The 21613-nt window shown below is 71.4% G+C and carries 17 protein-coding genes; 12 read left to right on the top strand and 5 right to left on the bottom strand.

All coding sequences use genetic code 11. The features are described from left to right. Nucleotides 1–231: 231 nt before the first annotated feature. Entirely contained in the window at nucleotides 232–1104 is an 873-nt protein-coding gene (locus NR112_RS18555; RefSeq protein ID WP_256795770.1) for a Fic family protein, read from the bottom strand. Nucleotides 1105–1339: 235 nt separating this feature from the next. On the opposite strand from NR112_RS18555, the gene trpS reads away from it, so the two are divergent. Continuing rightward, nucleotides 1340–2506, top strand: coding sequence for a tryptophan--tRNA ligase (gene trpS, locus NR112_RS18550; RefSeq protein ID WP_374513063.1), 1167 nt, complete (start codon nucleotides 1340–1342; stop codon nucleotides 2504–2506). Nucleotides 2507–2631: 125 nt separating this feature from the next. On the opposite strand, the gene NR112_RS18545 is transcribed toward trpS, so the two are convergent. Further along, entirely contained in the window at nucleotides 2632–3498 is an 867-nt protein-coding gene (locus tag NR112_RS18545) for a lysophospholipid acyltransferase family protein (RefSeq protein ID WP_256795769.1), read from the bottom strand. 268 nt (nucleotides 3499–3766) lie between these two features. On the opposite strand from NR112_RS18545, the gene acs reads away from it, so the two are divergent. Continuing rightward, nucleotides 3767–5761 carry an acetate--CoA ligase gene (gene acs / locus NR112_RS18540; RefSeq protein ID WP_256795768.1) on the top strand — a complete coding sequence of 665 codons (1995 nt, stop codon included), beginning with the start codon at nucleotides 3767–3769 and terminating at the stop codon, nucleotides 5759–5761. Between the two features lie 174 nt (nucleotides 5762–5935). Here the strand turns inward: acs and NR112_RS18535 are convergent, their stop codons facing one another. Next, nucleotides 5936–7354 carry an HNH endonuclease signature motif containing protein gene (locus NR112_RS18535; RefSeq protein WP_256795767.1) on the bottom strand — a complete coding sequence of 473 codons (1419 nt, stop codon included), beginning with the start codon at nucleotides 7352–7354 and terminating at the stop codon, nucleotides 5936–5938. A 61-nt stretch (nucleotides 7355–7415) separates the two neighbouring features. On the opposite strand from NR112_RS18535, the gene NR112_RS18530 reads away from it, so the two are divergent. The 10 genes from NR112_RS18530 to NR112_RS18485 all read left to right on the top strand — a co-directional run bounded on the left by NR112_RS18530 (nucleotide 7416) and on the right by NR112_RS18485 (nucleotide 19209). After that, entirely contained in the window at nucleotides 7416–7634 is a 219-nt protein-coding gene (locus NR112_RS18530) for a hypothetical protein (RefSeq protein ID WP_256795766.1), read from the top strand. A gap of 114 nt (nucleotides 7635–7748) precedes the next feature. Continuing rightward, nucleotides 7749–8294, top strand: coding sequence for an NAD(P)H-dependent oxidoreductase (locus NR112_RS18525; RefSeq protein ID WP_256795765.1), 546 nt, complete (start codon nucleotides 7749–7751; stop codon nucleotides 8292–8294). Nucleotides 8295–8571: 277 nt separating this feature from the next. Then, entirely contained in the window at nucleotides 8572–9627 is a 1056-nt protein-coding gene (locus tag NR112_RS18520; protein WP_256795764.1) for a trypsin-like peptidase domain-containing protein, read from the top strand. A 2-nt stretch (nucleotides 9628–9629) separates the two neighbouring features. Further along, entirely contained in the window at nucleotides 9630–10796 is a 1167-nt protein-coding gene (locus NR112_RS18515; protein ID WP_256795763.1) for a hypothetical protein, read from the top strand. After that, on the top strand, nucleotides 10793–13672 hold the full coding sequence (locus NR112_RS18510) for an ATP-binding protein (RefSeq protein WP_256795762.1): 2880 nt from the start codon (nucleotides 10793–10795) through the stop codon (nucleotides 13670–13672). The genes NR112_RS18515 and NR112_RS18510 overlap by 4 nt, the downstream gene beginning before the upstream one ends. A gap of 38 nt (nucleotides 13673–13710) precedes the next feature. Continuing rightward, complete coding sequence (locus tag NR112_RS18505) at nucleotides 13711–14367, top strand: hypothetical protein (protein WP_256795761.1); 657 nt, start codon at nucleotides 13711–13713, stop codon at nucleotides 14365–14367. Between the two features lie 58 nt (nucleotides 14368–14425). Next, on the top strand, nucleotides 14426–16246 hold the full coding sequence (locus NR112_RS18500; RefSeq protein WP_374513054.1) for a DEAD/DEAH box helicase: 1821 nt from the start codon (nucleotides 14426–14428) through the stop codon (nucleotides 16244–16246). A gap of 334 nt (nucleotides 16247–16580) precedes the next feature. After that, complete coding sequence (locus NR112_RS18495) at nucleotides 16581–17387, top strand: helix-turn-helix transcriptional regulator (protein WP_256795760.1); 807 nt, start codon at nucleotides 16581–16583, stop codon at nucleotides 17385–17387. A 60-nt stretch (nucleotides 17388–17447) separates the two neighbouring features. Further along, entirely contained in the window at nucleotides 17448–18185 is a 738-nt protein-coding gene (locus NR112_RS18490) for an AAA family ATPase (protein WP_256795759.1), read from the top strand. 190 nt (nucleotides 18186–18375) lie between these two features. Then, entirely contained in the window at nucleotides 18376–19209 is an 834-nt protein-coding gene (locus NR112_RS18485; protein ID WP_256795758.1) for a glycosyltransferase family 87 protein, read from the top strand. A gap of 44 nt (nucleotides 19210–19253) precedes the next feature. Here the strand turns inward: NR112_RS18485 and NR112_RS18480 are convergent, their stop codons facing one another. Together NR112_RS18480 and NR112_RS18475 are read right to left on the bottom strand one after the other, a co-directional pair. After that, the gene (locus tag NR112_RS18480) at nucleotides 19254–20684 is read right to left on the bottom strand and encodes a hypothetical protein (RefSeq protein WP_256795757.1); all 1431 of its coding nucleotides are present in this window, start codon (nucleotides 20682–20684) and stop codon (nucleotides 19254–19256) included. 8 nt (nucleotides 20685–20692) lie between these two features. Beyond that, a complete protein-coding gene (locus tag NR112_RS18475) occupies nucleotides 20693–21613 on the bottom strand; it encodes a type II secretion system F family protein (RefSeq protein WP_256795756.1) in 921 nt (306 codons plus the stop codon).

Genomic DNA, 21613 nt, shown 5'->3' with positions numbered 1-21613 from the left:
GGAACTGCTCTCGCGTGGGTACTCGGCCTCTTCTCGAGACATCTGTTCTGCGTGGATCCGGATCTACGCCTCTCGGCGATGTGGTTCCTGAGTCCGTTCTACTCCACGACGTCGGCGTGGCGACACCCCCCTCGTCGCCGCAGCACCAAGAAACTGTCCACCCCTGTGGACATCCCGCACGAATCGCCGCTTCCGGGCTGTCAGCCAGGGCTCAGGTGGCTCATGTGGTGGTCAGCTGAGTCGACCAGCGCGCACCGCGTCGCTGATCCGCTCCCCCTCCGAAGCCCCGCGGACCATGGCCTCCCCCGCCTGGGCGAGCCAGAGGCCGACGCCTGCGGCGCCACCCTGGGCGTATGCCGTCAGCGCACCGAGGTAGGCCGGCCCACCGTTGGCCACGTGGCCGGCTTCGGGGACGGCGACTCCGGTCGGGTCGAGCCCGAGGGCCTGGACGAGCGCGCGCTCCATGGCCCGCGCCACGAGCCCGTTGCCGTGGACGAACGGGCGGATCGCGGCGATCTCTGCGTGCACGAGCGCGGCGACCACGGACGCCGGGACGCGGTTGCTGCCGGCCGCGGCGACGATGACGTCGGAGAGGGACGCGAGGCGCGCGGCGACGACGGTCGGTGCCGGCGCCGGCCCGAGGTCGACGAGCTCGGTGCATCCCTCGTCACCGATGCGCGGACGGCCGAGGGCGTCACCACCCACGACCGGCGACGCGGCGGCGACGTGGAGTCGAGCCAGCGCCTGGAGCGGTGCGGTGCGCACGAGCGCGGCGACGCGCTCGCTCTCCGCGGTGGCCGAGACGGCGCCCTTGAGGGTGCGCAGACCGGGGTCGAGGTCGTCGGGCCAGTCGCGCGCGCCACTCATCAGCTCGCGCACGAGGTCGACGGGGAACTCGGCGCCGTCGAGGGCCGCGCTCGCCTGGGCGCCGCGCACCCGGGACTCGGCGGAGGCCTCGGGGATGCGCCGGCGCAGGGCCTCGTGGAAGCGGAGCGCCGTGCAGGCCTCCCGCGCCGCGTCGGCGCGGGCGCGCACGTCGGGCAGGTCGGTCAGCGCGGCGAGCTGGTCGAGCAGCTCGGTCCGGGAGGGCTGGGCATCAGGCACCGGCCCAGCGTAGGAGCGTTCGGGCCGACATCCCGGCGTTCGACAGCCCTCCGGGGCGTGAGTACCCTCACTGACATGAGTTCGACCGTCGCACCGATCCGCGCGTGGTGGCTGCCCATCTGAGGCGGCCCGTCGAACCAACCCGAGATCCGGAGCCGCCCACGGGCGGCTCCTCGCATGTCCAGGACGTGTGGCGAGGTCTCTCCTGTGGGCACCCACCACACGAGGAGAGACCATGACCAGCAGCATGACCAGCAGCATGACCAGCAGCCCGACCCGCCCCGACGCTCCGCTCGGCTCGGGCGACACCGACGAGAGCGCGACGTATGCCGTGGCGCTGGAGCGCAGCGCCGTCCTCGACGCGCTCATCGACCAGCACGCCGCCGGAAGCGACGGCAACAGCACCGAGGGTGCCGCTCGTTTCCGGATGCTGACGGGTGACCGTCCCACCGGGCCGCTCCACATCGGCCACTACCTCGCCAGCCTGCGCAACCGGGTCAGGCTGCAGGACAAGGGAGTCGAGACCTTCGTCGTCATTGCCGACTACCAGGTCATCACCGACCGCGACTCGGTCGGCGAGATGGGGGCCAACGTCCAGGGACTCGTCCTCGACTACCTCGCCGCCGGCCTCGACCCGGACCGGACGACGATCTTCACGCACAGCGCGGTGCCGGCCCTCAACCAGCTCATGCTGCCGTTCCTGTCCCTCGTCACGGACGCGGAGCTCCGCCGCAACCCGACGGTCAAGGACGAGCTCGCACTGTCCTACGGGCGGCCGCTGTCAGGTCTGCTGCTCACCTACCCGGTGCACCAGGCGGCCGACATCCTCTTCTGCCACAGCAGGATCGTGCCGGTCGGCCGCGACCAGCTGCCACACCTCGAGCAGACCCGCGCCATCGCGCGCCGCTTCAACCAGCGGTATGCCGCAGGGCACAGCGTGTTCGCGGAGCCCGAGGCCCTGCTCAGCGAGGTTCCGCTGCTCCTCGGCACGGACGGCACGAAGATGAGCAAGAGCAAGGGCAACGTCGTCAACCTGCGCGACACCGCCGACGAGACGGCCGCCCGGGTCCGGGCCGCGCGAACCGACTCGGAGCGCCGGATCACCTTCGACCCCAAGGATCGTCCCGCCGTGGCCAACCTGCTGACGATCGCCGGACTGTTCCTCGACGAGGCGCCGGAGTCGGTGGCTGATCGAGTCGGCGACGGCGGCGCCCAGGCGCTCAAGCGTGTCGTCACCGACGCTGTCAACGAGTCCCTCGCCGGCCACCGGGCGCGGCGGTCCGACCTCGCGCGCGACCCGGCATACCTCACGTCGGTGCTGCACGAGGGAAACGCGCGGGCCAACGCGGTGGCGGAGCGGACCCTGGCGACCGTGCGGGCGGTGATGGGCATGAGCTACTGAGACCGGCGACGACCTTCCCCACTGGACGCTGCTCGTGGCGGAAGCGGTCGGCAGCACACGCCTCTCGAGGACAAGAGCCGGCCGCGCATGGACGACGAGCAGGATTCGGCCAGGGACCGGGCGGACTACGAGGCGCTGTCGCGGATCGCCGACCGTGACGCGTGAGCCCGCCCCGTCGCGATGCGACCGCGTCGAAGGGGCGTGAGACGGGCGCCCTTGCGGGACCGCTGGATCCGCGCCTCGGCGGCGAGGTCTGCCTGACGCATCCCCTCCTCGTCGAGGCGCAGGCCTTCCGCGAGACCGGGCGCGCTGCCGCCACGGGAGGCGGGGAGCCACCAGCGGTCGGCATCGTCGCGGGGGCGGTCGGGGTAGGCGTCCATGGCCTGGGTGAGAACGGCCTGCAGGCGCTCCCGCAGCTGCTCGGAGACGGCATACGGCTCGGCATCGGGGGCGGGAGTCAGCGGCTCGCCGACGACGATGGTGACAGCCGTGCCACGTCGGAGGCTGAACCGGCCGCCCACCGTCAGGATCCGCTGGCTGCCCCAGACGGCCACCGGGACGAGCGGCACCTGGCACCACGTCGCGACGGCGGCCGCACCGGGACGGAGCGGCCGCAGCTCCCACGAGTGCGAGATCGTGGCCTCGGGGAAGACCCCGACGACCTCCCCGGCGCCGGCCCTGGCGACAGCGTGGCGCAGCGCGACCTCACCGTGCAGGCGGTCCACGGCCACGTGACCCATCGCCTGCATCGCCGGCCCGACGACCGGTGGGGTGAAGACGCCCTGCTTGGCGAGGAACCGGACGAACCGTCCCCGCTGCCGTCCGACGAGACCGACGAAGAGGAAGTCGAGGAAGCCCACGTGGTTGCCGGCGAGGACCGCGCCGCCCTGGCGCGGCAGGTGCTCCGCTCCCCGCACGTCGATGCGCAGGCCGAGCGCCGCGAAGACCCCGAGGGCAGCGCGGATGACGAGGCGATAGGTCCAGTCGGTCACACCCCATCTTCGTCACGACCACCCACCCCGGATGGCTCCGACACACGACCCCACCCCGGGTGGCCCACGTATGCCGTCCGCCCGGCGCGGGTGCCCCCGGGCCCGACCGCTCGTCCTCGGTCCCGGACCGCTCGGCGGGCTACTCGCCGGTAGCGATGAGACCCGGCTCACTGCACCCTTGAAGCGCGAACTAGCCTGCGTTTGAGTTGTGCATCAAGCGCGTAGCCCCGCCGACACGGGCACGGGCCGCGCGACCGCACCATCGTCGATGCGAAAGGGTGACACCGTGAGCGAAGAGCCGCTCGAGAACCTCGTCCATGAGGGACTGACCTTCCCACCGCCGCCCGACTTCGCCGCGCAGGCGAACGGCACGGCCGCCCTCTACGAGCAGGCCGCCGCCGACCACGACGGATTCTGGGCCGATCAGGCCCGCACCTACCTCACGTGGAGCACGCCGTTCACGCAGTCGCTGGACTGGAGCAACCCGCCCTTCGCGAAGTGGTTCGCCGACGGCGAGCTCAACGCGTGCGTCAACGCCGTCGACCGCCACGTCGAGGCGGGACGGGGCGACAAGGTCGCGATCCACTTCGTCGGTGAGCCCGAGGGTGACACCCGCGACATCACGTATGCCGACCTCCACGTCGAGGTGCAGCGCGCAGCCAACGCCCTCGCCGACCTCGGCGTCGGCAAGGGCGACACCGTCGCGATCTACCTGCCGATGATCCCCGAGGCCGCGGTCGCGATGCTCGCCTGCGCCCGTCTCGGCGCCCCGCACTCCGTCGTCTTCGGCGGCTTCTCGGCCGAGGCCCTGCACTCGCGCATCGACGACGCCAAGGCGAAGGTCGTCATCACGTCGGACGGCGGATACCGCCGCGGCGCCCCGTCGGCCCTCAAGCCGGCGGTCGACGCGGCCCTCGACCACGACGACACGTCGGTCGAGCACGTGCTCGTCGTCAAGCGCACCGGCCAGGAGACCGCGTGGAACGACCGCGACGTCTGGTGGCACGAGGCCCTCGAGAAGGCCGCGCCGACCCATGAGGCGCAGCCCTTCGAGGCCGAGCACCCGCTCTTCATCCTCTACACGTCGGGTACGACGGGGAAGCCGAAGGGCATCTTCCACACGACCGGCGGCTACCTGACGCAGGCGGCCTACACGAACGCCGTCGTCCACGACGTCCACCGCGACACCGACGTCTACTGGTGCACCGCCGACATCGGCTGGGTCACGGGTCACTCGTACATCGTCTACGGGCCGCTCACCAACGGCGTGACGCAGGTGATGTACGAAGGGACCCCCGACACCCCGCACCAAGGGCGATGGTGGGAGATCATCCAGGACTACAAGGTCACGATCCTCTACACGGCTCCGACGGCCGTGCGCACCTTCATGAAGTGGGGCTCCGACATCCCGTCGAAGTTCGACATGAGCTCGCTGCGGCTCCTCGGGTCGGTCGGTGAGCCGATCAACCCCGAGGCCTGGCTCTGGTACCACAAGCACATCGGCGGGGGACGTGCCCCGATCGTCGACACGTGGTGGCAGACCGAGACCGGCGCGATCATGATCAGCCCGTTGCCCGGCGTCACGACCCTCGAGCCCGGCTCGGCGCAGAAGCCGATCCCCGGCATCAGCGCCGAGATCCTCGACGACGAGGGCAAGCCGTTCACGACGCCCGAGCAGGTGGGCTACCTCGTGCTGACGAAGCCGTGGCCGTCCATGCTGCGCGGCATCTGGGGCGACCCGGAGCGCTACAAGGAGACGTACTGGTCGCGGTTCGGCGAGAAGTACTACTTCGCCGGCGACGGCGCGAAGTACGACGCCGACGGCAACATCTGGCTGCTCGGCCGCGTCGACGACGTCATGAACGTCTCGGGCCACCGCCTGTCGACGGCCGAGATCGAGTCGGCCCTCGTGTCGCACCCGAAGGTCGCCGAGGCCGCCGTGGTCGGTGCCAACGACGAGACGACGGGGCAGGCCGTGTGTGCCTTCGTCATCCTGCGCCAGGAGTTCGTCGAGGAGGCCGACGAGGTGGGCGAGGGCAAGGACCTCGTCCAGGAGCTGCGCAACCACGTGGCCAAGGAGATCGGCCCGATCGCGAAGCCGCGCTCGATCATGATCGTCAGCGAGCTGCCGAAGACCCGCTCCGGCAAGATCATGCGGCGCCTGCTGCGCGATGTGGCCGAAGGTCGCGAGGTCGGCGACGTGACGACCCTCGCCGACAGCTCGGTCATGGACCTCATCAAGACCGGCATGACGAAGGACTGACCTCCCGACCGCCTACCAGCGGTCGCCGACGGACGAGCACGTATGCCGCCCCCCTCGCCCTCGTGGCGGGGCGGGCGGACCACGTGGTGCACTCAGCCACAGCGGGATTCGTGGCAGACGTGAGTGGCACGCCGCTGGCCCCGGCCGCGGTGGCCGGGGTGTGGGGCGAGCCACCTACAGGTGCCAGCTCACGCCGGTCGTGGTGACGCTGCCAGACAGGCCCCGCTGGTGGACGACGGTGTGGTGCCGGCCGCAGAGGAGGGCGCCGTTGGACAGGTCGGTCGGTCCGCCGTGGAGCCAGTGGGTGACGTGGTGCGCCTCGCACCACATGGGCGGGACGGTGCATCCCGGATAGCTGCAGCCGCCGTCACGGACGGCCAGCGCCCGACGCTGCGCGGGGCTGAACAACCGTTGGGTGTAGCCGAGGTCGAGGAGCTCGGACCGGCCGCCGAGGACCATCGGGACGATGCCTGCCTCGCACGCGAGCCGTCGCACGGCGCCGGGCGAGAGGGCCGCATCGGTGTCGAGCAGGCCGACCCCGCGCAGGGAGTCCGTCAGCGCGTCGAGGGACATCGTGACCACGAGCGTGGTGCGCGGCGACCGGGTGACGCCTTCGGGTGCGGCGACACCGCGGCCGATGATCTCGAGGAGCGCGTCGGCTCGCCGGGTGGCCGGGGTGCGCGGATCGACCTCCCCCGCGCCCGTGCCCGAGCGCCGGCCCGAATCGCCCAACGCGCCCCCACCGCCGGCGCCGTCGAGCCCGAGATCGGGCACAAGGTCGGGGCGTGGCCGGGAGAGTCGGTCGATGGCTGCCTCGACGATCGCGGCGCCTTCGGGCTCCAGGCGCAGCTCGAAGACGGTGAACCCGGCACAGGACCGGACCTTGCGGAACGCGCGCCCGAGCCGCAGACCCGCCTCCTCGACCTCGCGCTCGGCGGGCGGCTTCAGCGTGGCGCGCGCGTGGGCGACGAGCCGGGCCAGCTCGCGTCCGGTGAGCACGTCGCAGGCTTCGACCATCGAGTCGAGGATGTCGGCGAGGTGGTCGGGATCGGCGATCCGGGCGACGTCGTCGTGGAAGCGGATGATCGCGGCCGCATGCGCGACCGGGACCTCGGCCGCAGCCACGCGCTCGGCCAGGCGAGCCCAGCGCGGCTCGTTCATCGCTGCACCGACGCGCGTCACCGCGGCCGCACCCGACCCGTCGAGCACCCCGCCGGCCACGCCGGCACCGGCCTGCACCCGAAGCCAGTCGGCACGGCTCAGCCCGTCGGCGGCCCCGAGACCGCGGGCATCGGCCTCACGGGCCAGGACCGCGGTCAGGGACTGGCTCAGCTCGCGCACGGCGTGGACGTGGCCGACGGCCTCACCGACCTGCGCCTCGGGCAGCGACCACATCGGGAAGTCCCGGGTCAGCTGCCGCAAGGTCTCGGCCATCGACGACAGCGCGTCGACCAGCCCCAGCTCGTCGACCGAGCCGGCCCCGTCGGAGCCCTCCCAAGCACCCGCACCCACGGACCGCAGCCCGGCCCGCCCGGCAGCGCCGGGCTGCTCGGGTCGCGCCGATCGCGCCTCGTGGGTGGCTGCTGTGCTCATGACTCCACGATAGAGTCGACCACTGACAATGCATGACTTCGTCAAGTTTTCAAGGAGTTCGATGCCCAGCCCCACGACGGGGACCGACCGCGCCAAGGTCCTGTCCATCCGCTTCACCGCCGAGGAGTTCGAGACCCTCACCGCGCGGGCCACCGAGATCGGAGTCGGCCCGTCGACCCTCGCCCGCACCTTCGTGCGCCAGGGACTGGACGGCGCCGACTCCAGGGCCGGCCTCGAGGCCCGCGTCGCGGCGCTCGAGAAGTGGGTGGCGGCGCACTGAACCCCCCGGCGCTCCACGATGCGGACGGCATACGCCATCTCGTTGTGAGCCGGGCCACACCCCCAGCACGGGCCCTCCCGGAATGCCCAGCCGGCCATGATAGTTGGTTGAATCGTGAAGCAACTTCGTATCGTCGTGTCCTCCACCCGTCCCGGCCGCATCGGCCCGAAGGTCGCCGAGTGGGTCGCCGCCCAGGCGCCCGCGAGCGAGTGGGAGGTCGAGCTGCTCGACCTGTCGTCGCTGCCCTTCTTCGACGAGGAGGACATGCCGCGCAACGGCAACTACGCCAAGGCGCACACGAAGGACTGGGCCTCCAAGGTCTTCGAGTCCGACGCGATCGTCGTCGTGACGCCGCAGTACAACCGCAGCTTCCCGGCGCCGATCAAGAACGCCATCGACTACCTCTTCGCCGAGTGGGACGCCAAGCCCATCGCGCTCGTCGGCTACGGCTGGAGCGGCGCGAGCGACGCCACCGCCGACCTCACGAAGGTCCTCGAGCACGTCAAGGCCGACGTCGTCGGCTCGACCGGCCTCGTCTTCACCCAGGACGTCTCCCCCGCCGGTGAGCTCGACGTCACCGACGAACGCCGCACCGAGCTCGGCGCGCTTCTCGACGCGCTGTCCGCCAAGGTCGACGAGCCCGTCGGCGCCACCGCCTGACCGCACCAGCACACCGCACCTCCGACGGGGGCCGCCCACGACGGGCGGCCCCCGTCGTCGCTCCCGATGGCGTATGCCGTCACTCCTCCGAGCTCCCCCGAGCCGCCGGGGCGTCTGCCGGAGTATCAGACGCACCGTCACGTACTCCGTCCGACAGGGACGCCATTCGGTCGATTCGCCGGAAGTGCGGCGTGTCCGGTGCTTGACTGGATGGGCGCCAGGAGGGGAAGGCGGTTGTGATGGGCACACAGCTGCGCGGGCCGGAAGCGGTCGCGCCATGACCCATTTCCTCGACGCGCTCCCGCTCGACTTCGCCGACCCGAAGGTGCAACAGCTGGAGACCGCCCTCATCCAGACGTTCCCGACGGCGGGCGACCTGCGCATGGTCCTGCGCAAGTCCGGCATCTCGGAGGCCTACGTCAACCTCCTCCAGCCGACGGCTGCCGCGTGGCAGGAGGCGCTCGACGTCGCACGCAAGCAGGACCGTCTCAGGGTCCTCGTCGGGGTGGTCATCCGCGAGCCGAACTCGGCCGCGATCCGGCCCACGCTCGAGGCGCTCCTCGCCGACACGCTGGCGGCGACGCCGAGCGTCGAGGCCCCGCCTCCCGACGAGCCGATCGCGTGGAAGAGCGACCCGACGCCCAACGGCCTCGAGCGTCAGATCGGGGCCCAGTCGACCCTGCTCGACGTGTCGTTCCTCGAGCGCGGCATCGAGATCAGCCCATCGGTCGTCAAGCTCGTCGTCACGCTGAACGACGACAAGCGTTACAACGGAACGGGATTCCGCATCTCCGACGACCTGCTCCTGACCAACCACCACGTCCTCTTCGACGAGCAAGGTCCGGCCAGGACGGTGGAGGCGTGGTACGGCTACGAGCGGTCGTTCGCCGGGGCGACCCGGGAGCCCCAGGTCATCGCGTGCGACCAGAGCACGGTCGTGGGCAGCAAGGACCACGACTGGGCCGTGGTTCGGGTCGCGAGTCCCCTTCCGGCACAAGCGCGCCCGATCACGCTCACGGGGGCACCGAAGCCCGCGGTCGCGGACCGGGTCTACATCATCCAGCACCCGGACGGGCGGGTGAAGCAGATCGGGATGGTTCACAACACCGTGGTCAAGGTCGACGACGACCGGATCGGCTACCTCACCGACACCGAGGGCGGCTCGTCCGGCTCACCGGTCTTCGACGAGCAGTGGCGCCTGGTGGGCCTGCACCACCGGTGGGAGACGGACGTCGTGGGCGGACGACGACGCGTCTACAACCAGGGGGTCCGCATGGAGCGCGTCGTCGAGGGCCTCGCGGTCGCGGGCGTCGTCCTGGAGGGGGCGGGCTGACCATGGGCTACCTCGACCACCAGTTCGACCCCGGCACCCCCGCCGGCCAGTACGTCGTGGAGCGACTCGGGTCCCGCTACTTCGAGAAGCAGCCGATCCAGGAGCTCGCACTGGCGGCCGGCGTCCAGCGCGACCAGATCTTCTGGGACCAGAAGGCGTCGCAGCTGTGGATCGACGTCCTCGAGACGGCGTGGAAGCAGCAACGGCTGCGGCTGCTCTTCATCGCCATCTCCCAGGACGCCGGGGCCGACCGGATCTTCCAGGAGCTCGCGGCCGAGCCGACCGACCACGAGGTCGTCGAGATCCCGCCGCAGTCGGGTCAGTCGCACCAACCCGCCGCCGGAGCCGCCGCTGTGGCCGGAGCCGTGGTCGCTGTCGCCGACGCCGTCGGGGCGATGTTCACCGCCGCGGTCCTCTGGGACGACGTGCCGCTCATCGACCGCACCGACCTGCGGGGCAACGTGCAGCGGATGCTCGGCCCCGGCGGCCGGCGCGCCCTGCTCGTCAACGGCCCCAGTGGGGCCGGCAAGACCTACACCCGCCAGTTCATCCGCTACGTCTCCGAGAACGCCGTGCCCCCGCACGGCACGACGACCAGGGTCAGCCCCGTCGACGCGTCCCGCCGCGCCGGCAGCCCGATCGACGTCCGCGAGCTGGCCGACACCGTCGCGCGTTTCGTCGTCGGCGAGCCCGCGCCGAACTTCGACCCGACCGCCCAGCCGCAGACCGTCGTGTGGCTCTTCAAGGACTGGCTCGTGGCGGAGGTGGCTGCCAAGGGCGACCTCCAGGACTGCTGGCTCGTCTTCGACGGGTTCGAGCGGAGGACGGCCACGGCCGCGGCGCTCCAGCTCGTCATGGAGCTGGCGCAGTCGGCCGCCGTCCGTGACCTCGGGCGGGTCCGTGTCATCGTGCTCGGCTACGACGACCCCCTCTCCGAGCCGGACCAGGCGCTCGTCGAGCCCCTCCGCCACCCGGGCGACGACGACGTCAAGTCGTTCATCCGCGCCTACGCGACGCGGGCGCAGGGCATCCCTCCCGACGCCGACGCCGTCGACGCCGTCTTCGACGAGCTGGTCAGCGACGGTGGCCCCGTCGCGACGCGCCCGCTCGTCGAGCTCGGTCCGAGTGCCTTCGCCCTCTGTCTCGACGTGTTCGGACCACTCCCGTGAGCGGGCTACCGTCCGGGCGGACTCCCGTCGTCTCGGCGGCGGACGTCCGCGCCCGCCTGGCCCAGCGCTCGTCGAAGCCCGCGTCGTCCGCGTCGTCGGAACCCGCGCCGCCGTCCTCGACGAGGGACGTCGAGCCGGCACCGACGACCCGGGCCGGCGACGCCGTGGACCCGGCTCGTCAGCGCCTGCGCGAGCGGGTCGCGCTGCTCGACTACTTCACCGTCGACTCCCTCGAAGGCCGAACGACCCGGGAGGCACCGCGGCACCACGAGATCGACGGATTCATCGGCAGCGACTGCGAGCTCGTCACCACGAGGGCAGGTGGGGGCGCATGGCGCCTCCGTCCCGAGGTGCGCGTCGAGGTCCTGAGGTCGCTCGGCCCTGACCGGGCCGTCGAGCTGACTCGCGGACGATGGGCTGTGGCGCCCGCGCCCGACGACATCACCCACCGGATGGCCGTACGCCTGATCCAGGGGGACACGACGCTCCGCGCCCTCACGCCGGCCGAGCTGACCGGCATACTCAAGGCGGCCGTGTGGCTGGAAGGGCTCGGCCTCGACCTGCCGGCGGCCGCCGACATCCAGTCGGCCCTCGACCTCGCCGACGTCCTCACCCCGCTCCGCGCCGTGTCCACACCGGACTTCGTCGGACGCGAGGAGGAGCTGGCCCGTCTCGAGGCTCACGTCATGGGTGGACCGGGAGGCCTCCCGCTCGCCCTCCACGGCCCCGGGGGCGTCGGCAAGTCGACCCTTCTCGCGACGTTCGTGCTCAACCACATCGAGGGGACCGACGGGCGCCCGCCCATGCCCTTCGCCTACCTCAGCTTCGAGCGGGCCGAGCTCGACCCGGAGTTCCCGATCGGACTCATCGCCGAGGTATGCCGTCAGCTCGCTCTCCAGTCGGCTGACCTCGCCGGACCGCTCGGTGAGCTGCGCCGCGAGATCGTCGCCGTCGTCGAGGCGGAGGCGGCGCTGCAGCGCGAGACGTCGAGCTCCAGGGGGCTCGGCACCAGGGACGCCGCGCGTCGGCACGTCGACGAGGACTCGTTCCTCATGGAGCTGAGCCAGCGGCTGCGGCGTGCGTGGGGCAGCAAGCCCGTGCTCGTCGTCCTCGACACGTTCGAGGTCGCGCAGCGGCGACGCCGCTCGACCCTGGGCCGCCTCAACCGCACGCTGGAGAGCCTGCGGCGCCAGCTGCCGTCGTTGCGGGTCGTCGTCGCGGGTCGGGCAGAGGTGACCGAGCTGCAGGTCGAGAACCGCCCCCTCGAGGGGCTCGACGACACCCAGGCGAGGCAGTTCCTGCGCCGGGCGCTGGCGGACCTCGCCGTGACCGACGCGCTCGTGGACTCCGTCGTGGAGCAGGTGTCGGGCAACCCGCTCAGCCTGCGGCTCGCCGCCGACCTGATGCGCCGCGAGGGCCCCACCGTGCTCGCCACGAAGCGGGGGCGACGGCGACTCCTCTTCGACCTCCGGGCCGAGCAGGTGCAGGGCGTGCTCTACCGCCGCATCCTCGACCACGTGGCCCGCCCGATCCGCCCCCTCGCCAACCCGGGGCTCGTCGTCCGGCAGATCACCCGTGAGGTCATCAGCGACGTCCTGGCAGTGCCGTGCGGCCTCGGCGAGCTCACGCCGGGTCGGGCAGCCGAGCTCTTCGAGATGCTGCGCCGGGAGATCTCGCTCGTCACCGAGTCGCGGCCCGGGGTGCTCGTCCACCGCGCGGACGTCCGCCAGGAGATGCTGCCGCTGCTCGACGCCGAGAGCCCCGAGCGGGTCGCCGAGATCCACCGCCGAGCCGTCGCCTTCTATGCCGCCCGGTCCGGCACCGATGACCGCATCGAAGGGCTCTACCACCGGCTCATGCTCGGCGAGGCGTCGTCGACGCTCGACGCGCACTGGGACCGTGGCGCCGGACCGTTCCTCGAGCCGACGATGAGCGAGCTGCCCCCGTCGTCGCGGGTCTACCTCGCCGGCAAGCTGCGGCTCGAGGTCGATGCCGCCGACCTCGCCGAGGCCGACTACACCGCCTGGGCGCGGCAGGCCACGAAGCAGGCCAGGTCGCTGCTCGACTCCGGTCGCCCGGCATCCGCCTGGGACCTCCTCGCCGCCGACGACCGCCAGCCGCGCCTCGTCGAGGTCAGCCGGCTGCGCATCGAGGCGCTGGCCACGCTCGGCCGCCACGAGGAGGCGATGGCCGAGGTCGACGCGGCCGTGCGCGACGCCGAGGAGCGTCCCCTGTCCCTCGACTACATCGAGCTGTGCCTCGTCGGCGGCCGTGTCGCGGAGGACGCGGGCGACCTGAAGCGGGCGAATCGGCTCTTCGTGGACGCCCGGGACAGCGCGACGGACTTCGGGGCGCGGTCCGCGGCGCTGACGGCCGGGGTCGGGGTGCTGCGGATGGTCCGGCGGCAGCGCGGGCTCAGGTCCGAGTCGGCGACCCGACGTCTCCGAGGCGAGCTCATCGCCGAGGCGGCCGGCCTCACCGAGCAGGACAAGGCGAGCCACCCCGGTCTCGTGCGCGAGCTCGCCGCCGAGCTCGGGGACGCCGTGCCGAGCCTGCTCGCCGACGCCTCCCTCCACGTCGGCGTGACCTCGGCCGGCGACGGCGCCTCGGGCCATGACGCGAGCACCCTGAACGTCATCCAGGACACCATCCGCAGGACGATCGAGAGCGACCCGACCATCGGGCCGACCGACCGGGACCTCGACGAGGACGAGACCGCTCCCGACGTCGGCGACCTGTCGTCGGCGGTGCAGGGCCACGCGCTCGCCGAGGCCGTCAAGGCGCTGCCCGACGACCTCGACCTGCGCGAGTCGGTGACGCGGTACTGGCAGGGCGAGGCCGACCGTCCGTCGTTCGACTACAACGCCGACAGCTGACCGCTGGCGGGCGACCGCATCACGCGAGAGGGGACGTCATGCCCACGAAGCCGAAGGCCGATCCGCCGGACCCGAAGCCCGAGCCGGCCAAGCCGGACCCCGCGACGGCGCCTGCGCCGGGGCCCGCGCCCGCGCCCACCCCCGCGCCCACTCCGCCGACGAGTGCCTCCGCGAGCGGTGCGAGCTGGCGCTGGCTCTTCTGGGCCGCCATCGCGATCGTGTTCGCCTACGTCGTGTTCGTCCTGCTCGCCTTCGTCCGCGCCGACGACAAGCTGCCCGAGACGGACTGGAGCCGGTCGGTCTACGTCCTGCTCGGCCTCGAGGCCCTCGCGTTCACCGCGGTCGGCTGGCTCTTCGGCCGGGAGGTGCACCGCGGTGAGGCGCGCGCCGTGCTGATCGCCGCACCGGCACCGGTGGTGGCGGCATCCGTGGCCCCGCTCACCTTCACCGGGTCCGCTTGCAAGCTCCCGGCCAGCTCGTCGGACACGTACAAGGGCCACGTCTCCGAGCTCGCCGCCACGAGCGCAGGCGGTGCCGACAACATGGTCGCGGTGATCACCGGGGTGACCGTCGACGGGATCCCTGGGCCGCAGGGAGTGCCCCGACGCACCACCAGTGGGTCGCCGCTCGACGCCCCCGATCACGGGCGGCGGCGGCGCCGACCGGAACTCCGACGTCTTCCCCTGCCCGCCTGACCACCGGCCGGGCGGCGCCGCGTGTCGCAGACCCCCTCCGAGGCACTACCGTCGGGGGGTGAGCGAGCGCAGCCCGGAGTCCGAAGCACCCGAGACCGATGCACCTGAGGGCGAGGCAGGCGCGGTGGAGCCCGAACGCGTCTCGTTCGCCGACCTCGGTCTCGACGACAAGGTGCTCAAGGCGCTGCGTGACGTCGGCTACGAGTACCCGTCGCCGATCCAGGAGGCGACGATCCCGGCCCTGCTCGAGGGCCGCCACGTCGTCGGGCTCGCCCAGACCGGCACGGGCAAGACGGCCGCGTTCGCGCTGCCGATCCTCAGCCGCCTCGACCTCAAGCAGAAGAGCCCGCAGGCACTGATCCTCGCGCCGACGCGTGAGCTCGCCCTGCAGGTGTGCGAGGCCTTCGAGCGGTATGCCGCCCACCTCAGGGGCGTGCACGTGCTGCCCGTCTACGGCGGGCAGGCCTACGGCGTCCAGCTGAGCGCGCTGCGCCGCGGCGTCCACATCGTCGTCGGCACCCCGGGCCGCATCATGGACCACCTTGAGAAGGGCACGCTCGACCTGAGCGAGCTGCGCTTCCTCGTGCTCGACGAGGCCGACGAGATGCTCAAGATGGGCTTCGCCGACGACGTCGAGACGATCCTCGCCGACACCCCGGACGACAAGCACGTCGCGCTCTTCTCGGCGACGATGCCCGCGCAGATCCGGCGCATCTCCAAGAAGTACCTCCAGGACCCCGTCGAGATCACCGTGAAGACGACGACGTCGACGGCGCCGAACATCACGCAGCGCTATCTCACGGTGAGCTACCCGCAGAAGGTCGACGCCCTGACCCGCATCCTCGAGGTCGAGAACTTCGAGGGGATGATCGTCTTCGTCCGCACGAAGAACGAGACCGAGACGCTCGCGGAGAAGCTGCGGGCCCGAGGCTTCTCGGCGATGGCGATCAACGGCGACATCGCCCAGAACCAGCGCGAGCGCACCGTCGACCAGCTGAAGTCGGGCAAGCTCGACATCCTCGTCGCCACGGACGTCGCGGCCCGCGGGCTCGACGTCGAGCGCATCAGCCACGTCGTCAACTACGACATCCCGACCGACACCGAGTCCTACGTGCACCGCATCGGCCGCACCGGCCGGGCCGGCCGCAGCGGTGACGCGATCTCGTTCGTCACGCCGCGCGAGCGCCACCTGCTCAAGGCCATCGAGAAGGCGACCCGCCAGTCGCTCGTGCCGATGACGATGCCCAGCGTCGACGACATCAACGCGACGCGCCTCACCCGCTTCGACGACGCCATCACCGAGGCCCTCTCGACCGAGAAGGTCGACTTCTTCCGCGACGTCATCGCCCACTACGTCAACGAGCACAACGTGCCCGAGGCCGACGTCGCGGCGGCCCTCGCCGTCGTGCTCCAGGGTGACGAGCCGATGCTCCTCGACCCTGAGCCGGTCCGTCCTGCACGGACGTTCGACGACCGCGGCCCGCGTGACCGTCGTGACGACCGCGGTGACCGCGGAGGCCGGCCAGGTCGCAACGACCGGGCCGAGCGCGGTGACCGGGGCGACCGGGGTCCGCGACGTGGCACGTCCGGGCCGATGGCGACGTACCGGATCGCCGTCGGGCGTCGCCACAAGGTCGAGCCGCGCCAGATCGTCGGCGCCTTGGCCAACGAGGGCGGCCTCGGCCGGCAGGACTTCGGGCACATCGACATCCGCGCCGACCACTCCCTCGTCGAGCTGCCGGCGACGCTGCCACCCGGCACGTGGGACAAGCTGCGCTCGACGCGCATCTCGGGTCAGCTCATCGAGCTGAGCGAGTCGCAGGAGCGCGGCAGCCGTCCGGCGCAGTCCAAGCCGTACCGGACGGGTCCGCGCGACTGACCCCACCGAGCGGCCTCGTCGACGTCGTGGCCTCAGGTCTCACCGTCCGGCCGTCGACAGCGGACCCCCCATCGAAGGGGGTCCCGACGGCGCACGGTGCGCTCCCCCCTGTGCAGCACACCCTGCCGTTCCGTCAGCTCGTGCCAGGCCCCGGCTCCCTGACGCCGACGAACCTGTCACGAACTCGTCCAACCCCATCCTCGTCGTGCCATTCTGAAGGCCGACGCGGCGCCCCGTCGAGTGTCGTTTCAGACACCTTGACGGCGACCGCGCTCGGCTCTTCGCAGGGCTTCGGCCGACGGCGGCGGCGACCGCCTTCGTTGGAGGAGGAGACGTGGTGCTCAGTCGACGGGTGGCAGCCGCGAGCGTGGCGCGAGACCTGGCCGTGGCCGCGGCGCGCGGTGAGCCCCTGTTCCCGTGGCTGGCCGCCGTCGTCGAGGTGCTCCGAGCCGACACCGGCGTGGGGCTCACCCGCCTCCGTCGGACCGGAGGGGGCATCGACGTGTCGGTCGATGTCGCCGGATCGGCCCCCGTCACGCCTGCGATGGGACGTCTGGCCGCTGAGGTCGCCGACCAGCACCCGGCGATCCCGGTCCTGTCGACCTCCGGCGCGGTCCGCGTCAGCGACCTCGTCACGATCCGGGACTTCTGGCACACGGACGTCTACGAGCGAATGCACGGGCACGTGGGCGGGCGATATCCGGTGGCGGTCCTGCTCCACTGCTCGGCGACCGACGTCGTCTTCCTCGGCGCGCACCGCGGCACCGTCGACTTCAGCACGGAGGACCTCCACCTGCTCGAGGTGATCCAGCGACCCGTGGCGGCGGCCCTGGCCTTCCGGGCCGCGCTCGACGAGACCATCGCGGTGCTCAGCGTCGACGGGGCGGCGCGGTCCTGCGGCTCACTCAGTCAGGACCTCGTGCCGGTCGCTGCCCTGTGCGCCGCGTACCGCCCCACCCAGCGCGAGGCAGAGGTGCTCAGTCTCGCTGCCGCCGGGTGGACCAACCTGCGCATCGCCCGGCGGCTCGGCATCACGGAGCGCACGGTGCGCAAGCACCTCAGCTCCGTCTACGAGCAGTCGGGTCGGCGCGGCAGGGCCTCCGCGGCAGCATGGTGGGCGGCCCAGCAGGACCACGGCTGAGCGATGGCGTATGCCGTCCGCTCCGGCCCGCGCGCCCCGACCTTCTCGTAGGGTCGGCCCATGGGGGACGACTGGACCGCACCACTGCCGGTGCGGCGCGTGCGACGGTCGACCGACGCCACGCTCACCGCCAACCAGTGGCCGGCGACCCTCGCCCCGGTCGCGCACGTCCTCGGCCAAGGTCTCGACCTCGCACAGGCGACGATCGTCGTCGGGGAGAACGGCACCGGGAAGTCAACGTTCGTCGAGGCGGTCGCGGTGGCGTACGGTCTCGCCCCCGAGGGCGGCTCGACGGGCGCCCTGCATGCCACGCGTCCGACAGAGTCGTCTCTGTCACAGTCGATCTCGCTGGAGCGGGGCGCGGGAGCGTCGCGGTGGGGCTACTTCCTGCGCGCCGAGACGATGCACGGCCTGTTCACCTACCTCGAGGACAACCCGTCGCGTCGCCCAGAGCCGCGCTTCCACGAACTGAGTCACGGCGAGTCCTTCCTCGCGATGCTCAACTCCGACCGCTTCACCGGTGAGGGCTTCTTCGTCATGGACGAGCCCGAGGCCGGACTGTCCTTCCACGCGCAGCTCGCCCTGCTCGGGGCCCTCATCCAGCTCGTGGCCATACCCGGCGTGCAGGTGCTCATCGCGACCCACTCGCCGGTCGTGGCGAGCCTGCCCGGTGCGCTGATCCTCGAGTTCGACGAGGACGGCATCCACGAGCGGGCCTGGGACGACCTCGACGTAGTCGACCACCACCGCCGCTTCCTCGAAGCGCCGGAGCGCTACCTTCGCCATCTCCGCTACTGAGGGGGACGCGAACGATCGGTGCGCGGGGCCGATGTTGCAGAGGTCTGATGGCGTTCCGCTTCGGTGAGTCCGGGATTCGCGCAGAATGGTCGCCATGGAGCCGAGTCGATAGGTGGTCACGTCCTCGAGAGGCCGCCCAGGTGCCCAACGAGCTGGGTTACCCAAGGCAGTCGAGAAGCCGGTCATCGCCATGCTCTGGTTGGCCGGCGCGTATCTGGTGTACGTGACCGTGTCCTACTACGTGGCTCGCGGCAGACTCGGCGGTGACGCCCATGCCTATTGGCTCACAGGCCAGTCGTGGTACGTCCCGTATGAGATCGCGCCGAATCGCAATGACGCGTTCCTCTACTCGCCCGTCTTCGCCCAAGTCGTCCACCCCCTGACCTTGCTTCCGTGGCCGAGCTTCCTCACGGTGTGGATGGCCGCCGAGACCGCCGCCTTCGTCTGGCTTCTGCGTCCCTTGGGCTGGAAGTGGGCGCTGCCTCTCGTTCTGTGGTGCGCACCCGAGATCGTCATCGGCAACGTGCTGGGCTTCCTCGGAGTGGCCCTGGTCGTGAGCTTCACACAACCATGGCTGTGGTCCGCCATGTTCCTGACGAAGCCTGTCTTCGGCGTAGGAACACTCTGGTTCGCAGCACGACGGGAGTGGCACCGGTTCGCTGTGGCCATCGGATCCACCGGTCTGGTGGTCGGCGTATCGGCACTGCTGGACCCGGAGGCCTGGGTGGAGTGGATCAGGTTCCTTGCCATGAACGCTGGAGGCAGCGCGACGGCTCTTGTCGTCCGGACGGCACTCGCTGTCGCGATCGTGCTCCTGGCGGCTCGAAAGGGGCAGCGTTGGCCGATGCCCGTGGCTCTTCTGGTGGCAACACCGGTGTTCGTAGGTGCCCCATCCCTGACGATTTTGGCGGCGGTACCTCGACTCCTCTCGCCACCTCGAGAACGGCTGGACGATGCGGCCAGGCCCGATGACGCCGTTGCAGCGCGTCCCATGAGGGCGGAGGTCCCAGGAGGCGAGCCGTAGGCGGCCGTAGGCGCGCCACGCCTGCCGCCCACCTGCAGGCCCCGCTAGTGCGTCAGTTCGAGCACGAGATAGCCACCGCTCTGCTCCACCATCGTCCACTGCCCGGCGGCCCGCATCGCGGCCACGACGGGAGCATCTGCCGGCAACGCGGCATACGTGCAGCCGACCTGCACGGCGTAGTCCTGCCAGCCGGGCTCCCCGGCGACGAAGACGAGATAGGCCCTGATGCGCTCGACGGTGTAGAGCTCGACCCGCGTGTCCATGGTGGGACGCAGGCCGGGATGCCGGAGCATGAGCCACCCGCCGTCCGTCTGGTCGTTGCAGACGACCGTGCCGGCCGGGAGCCGGTCGAGTGCGGCGTCCAGCCCATTCGGTCCGATCCCCGGCGAGGCCGCGGCCGCGGGAGCGACGAGGCCCGCCAGCACGAGGCTCGCGACTCCCGAGACCAGCACCGCGACCCGCTCACGGCGCGGGACGTCGGGGACCGCCTGTCGGGTCACCCGCTGGATCGCCATGGCTGCCAAGGGCGCCAGGACAACTGCGGCCAGCCCTGTGGTGCGCGACCACGTCACGGCGAGCAGCAGGGCGACGACGGTGAGGAGCGCGATCGTCCACTCCTCGCTGCGCCGCACGACCTGGTCGACGACCACCACGACCACGAGCAGCAGCGCGGCGGCGAGGCCCGGGTCAGTCAGGTGTGGTGGCTGCCACTCGCTGATCATCCCGGTCACACCACCCACCTGGAACGGCGAGGTGAAGAGTCGCGGCCCCACGGGCGTCAGAGCCGCGACGCCGACCGAGAGCGCCGGCACCACGGCGAGCCGCGCCGCCTCGCCGAGCGAAAGGCGTCGCTCGAGGAACATCCCGAGCACGACAACTCCACCGAGGACGGGGCCGATGAACCACATGCCGTGGCTGCACGCCCAGAGCCACGTGAGCGGCACGAGCCACCACCGGGCACGTCCGTCCTCGCGGGTCAGGATCCACGTGCTCGTCGTGGCCGCGGCCAGAGCGAACGTGACGAGCTGGGGTCGGGGCGAGAGGCTCCCGCTCAGGGCGACGAAGGTCACCGCCAGAACGACGGCCGAGACGAGGGCTGACGAACGACGCCCGCACGCGGCGTACACAGCGACGCCGACGAGCAACGAGCCGAGGCAGAGCAGCCACGCCACACCAGGGAGGCCGTATGCCGCGTGCACCCAGTGCATGAGCACCTCCGGCACCCACTGGTTGAGGATCCACACCTTGTCGGCCGCAGCTCCGAAGGGGTCGTCGAGGACGAACTGCCCTGTCTGCACGAGGTGCTCGCCCGCAACGACGTGCCAGTACGCGTCAGGGTCCTTGACCGGCCCGAGAGGCTTGAGGGCGAAGAGAGCCAGGACCAGGGACGGCAGGACCCATCCGAGCCGTCCCGACGGCGAGCTCGACCCGAGGTGTTGGGCCGCACCCGCCTTCGAGTCCGTGACGACGGCCACGGTGTCGATCAGCCGCCGCTGAAGGCCTGCATCATGCGGATGCCGCCCGGGCCGATGATGACGATGAAGAGCGCCGGCAGGATGCAGAACATCAGCGGGAAGAGGATCTTGATGGTGACCTTCTGGGCCTTCTCCTCAGCCTTCTGGCGACGGACGAGGCGCATGTTGACGGTCTGCTCGCGCAGGACCCCCGCGATGGGCAGACCGAGACGGTCGGCCTGGACCAGGGCGGTGATGAAGTTCTTCACCTCGGGCAGCGTGACGCGGTCGCCCATGGAGCTGAAGGCCTCGCCGCGCGACTTGCCGATCTGGATCTCGGACAGGACGCGGGCGAACTCTCCGGAGATGGGGCCCTTGACGTTGCGGGCCACCTGGAGCAGCGCCGAGTCGAAGCCCTGACCGGCCTCGACGCACACGCTGAGCATGTCGAGAGCGTCGGCCAGGCTCTTGCTCGTCTCCTCCTGCCTGCGCAGGGCGACATTCTTCATGAGCAGGTCGGGGAGGAAGAAGAGAGCGGCACCGCCGATCACGGCGAAAAGGAGGGCATTGGGCAGCTGGAACTTGCCGTAGAAGGCCCCGAGGACGATACCGATCAGGAGGGCGGCGCCCTTGAGGCCGAGGATGCGCTCTACGGTCCAGCCCGCGGGGTTGCCGGCCTGGTCGAGAAGCTTCGTGTAACGGTCGTCAGCACCTCCGGGCGACAGCGCTCGGGCCAGGCCCTTCGTGCGCTCGAGGATGGGTGCCACCAGCCGGTCCTTGGCCGCCAGGTCGGTCGTGACGACCTCACGACGGTCGACCGAGGCGTCGATGAGCATGAGGGACTTGGCCACGCCACGGGGTTCTCCGCCACTGAAGCTGAGGCTCAGCACGGCCACGAGGACTCCGATGGCCATGAGGCCTGCGGCGACGTAGACGGGGTTCAGGTTCAC

The sequence above is a fragment of the Terrabacter sp. Ter38 genome (assembly GCF_024519435.1).
Lineage (GTDB): Bacteria > Actinomycetota > Actinomycetes > Actinomycetales > Dermatophilaceae > Terrabacter.
The sequence above is the reverse complement of the archived record's forward strand: the minus strand, read 5'-3'. Positions and strand labels throughout refer to the sequence as shown.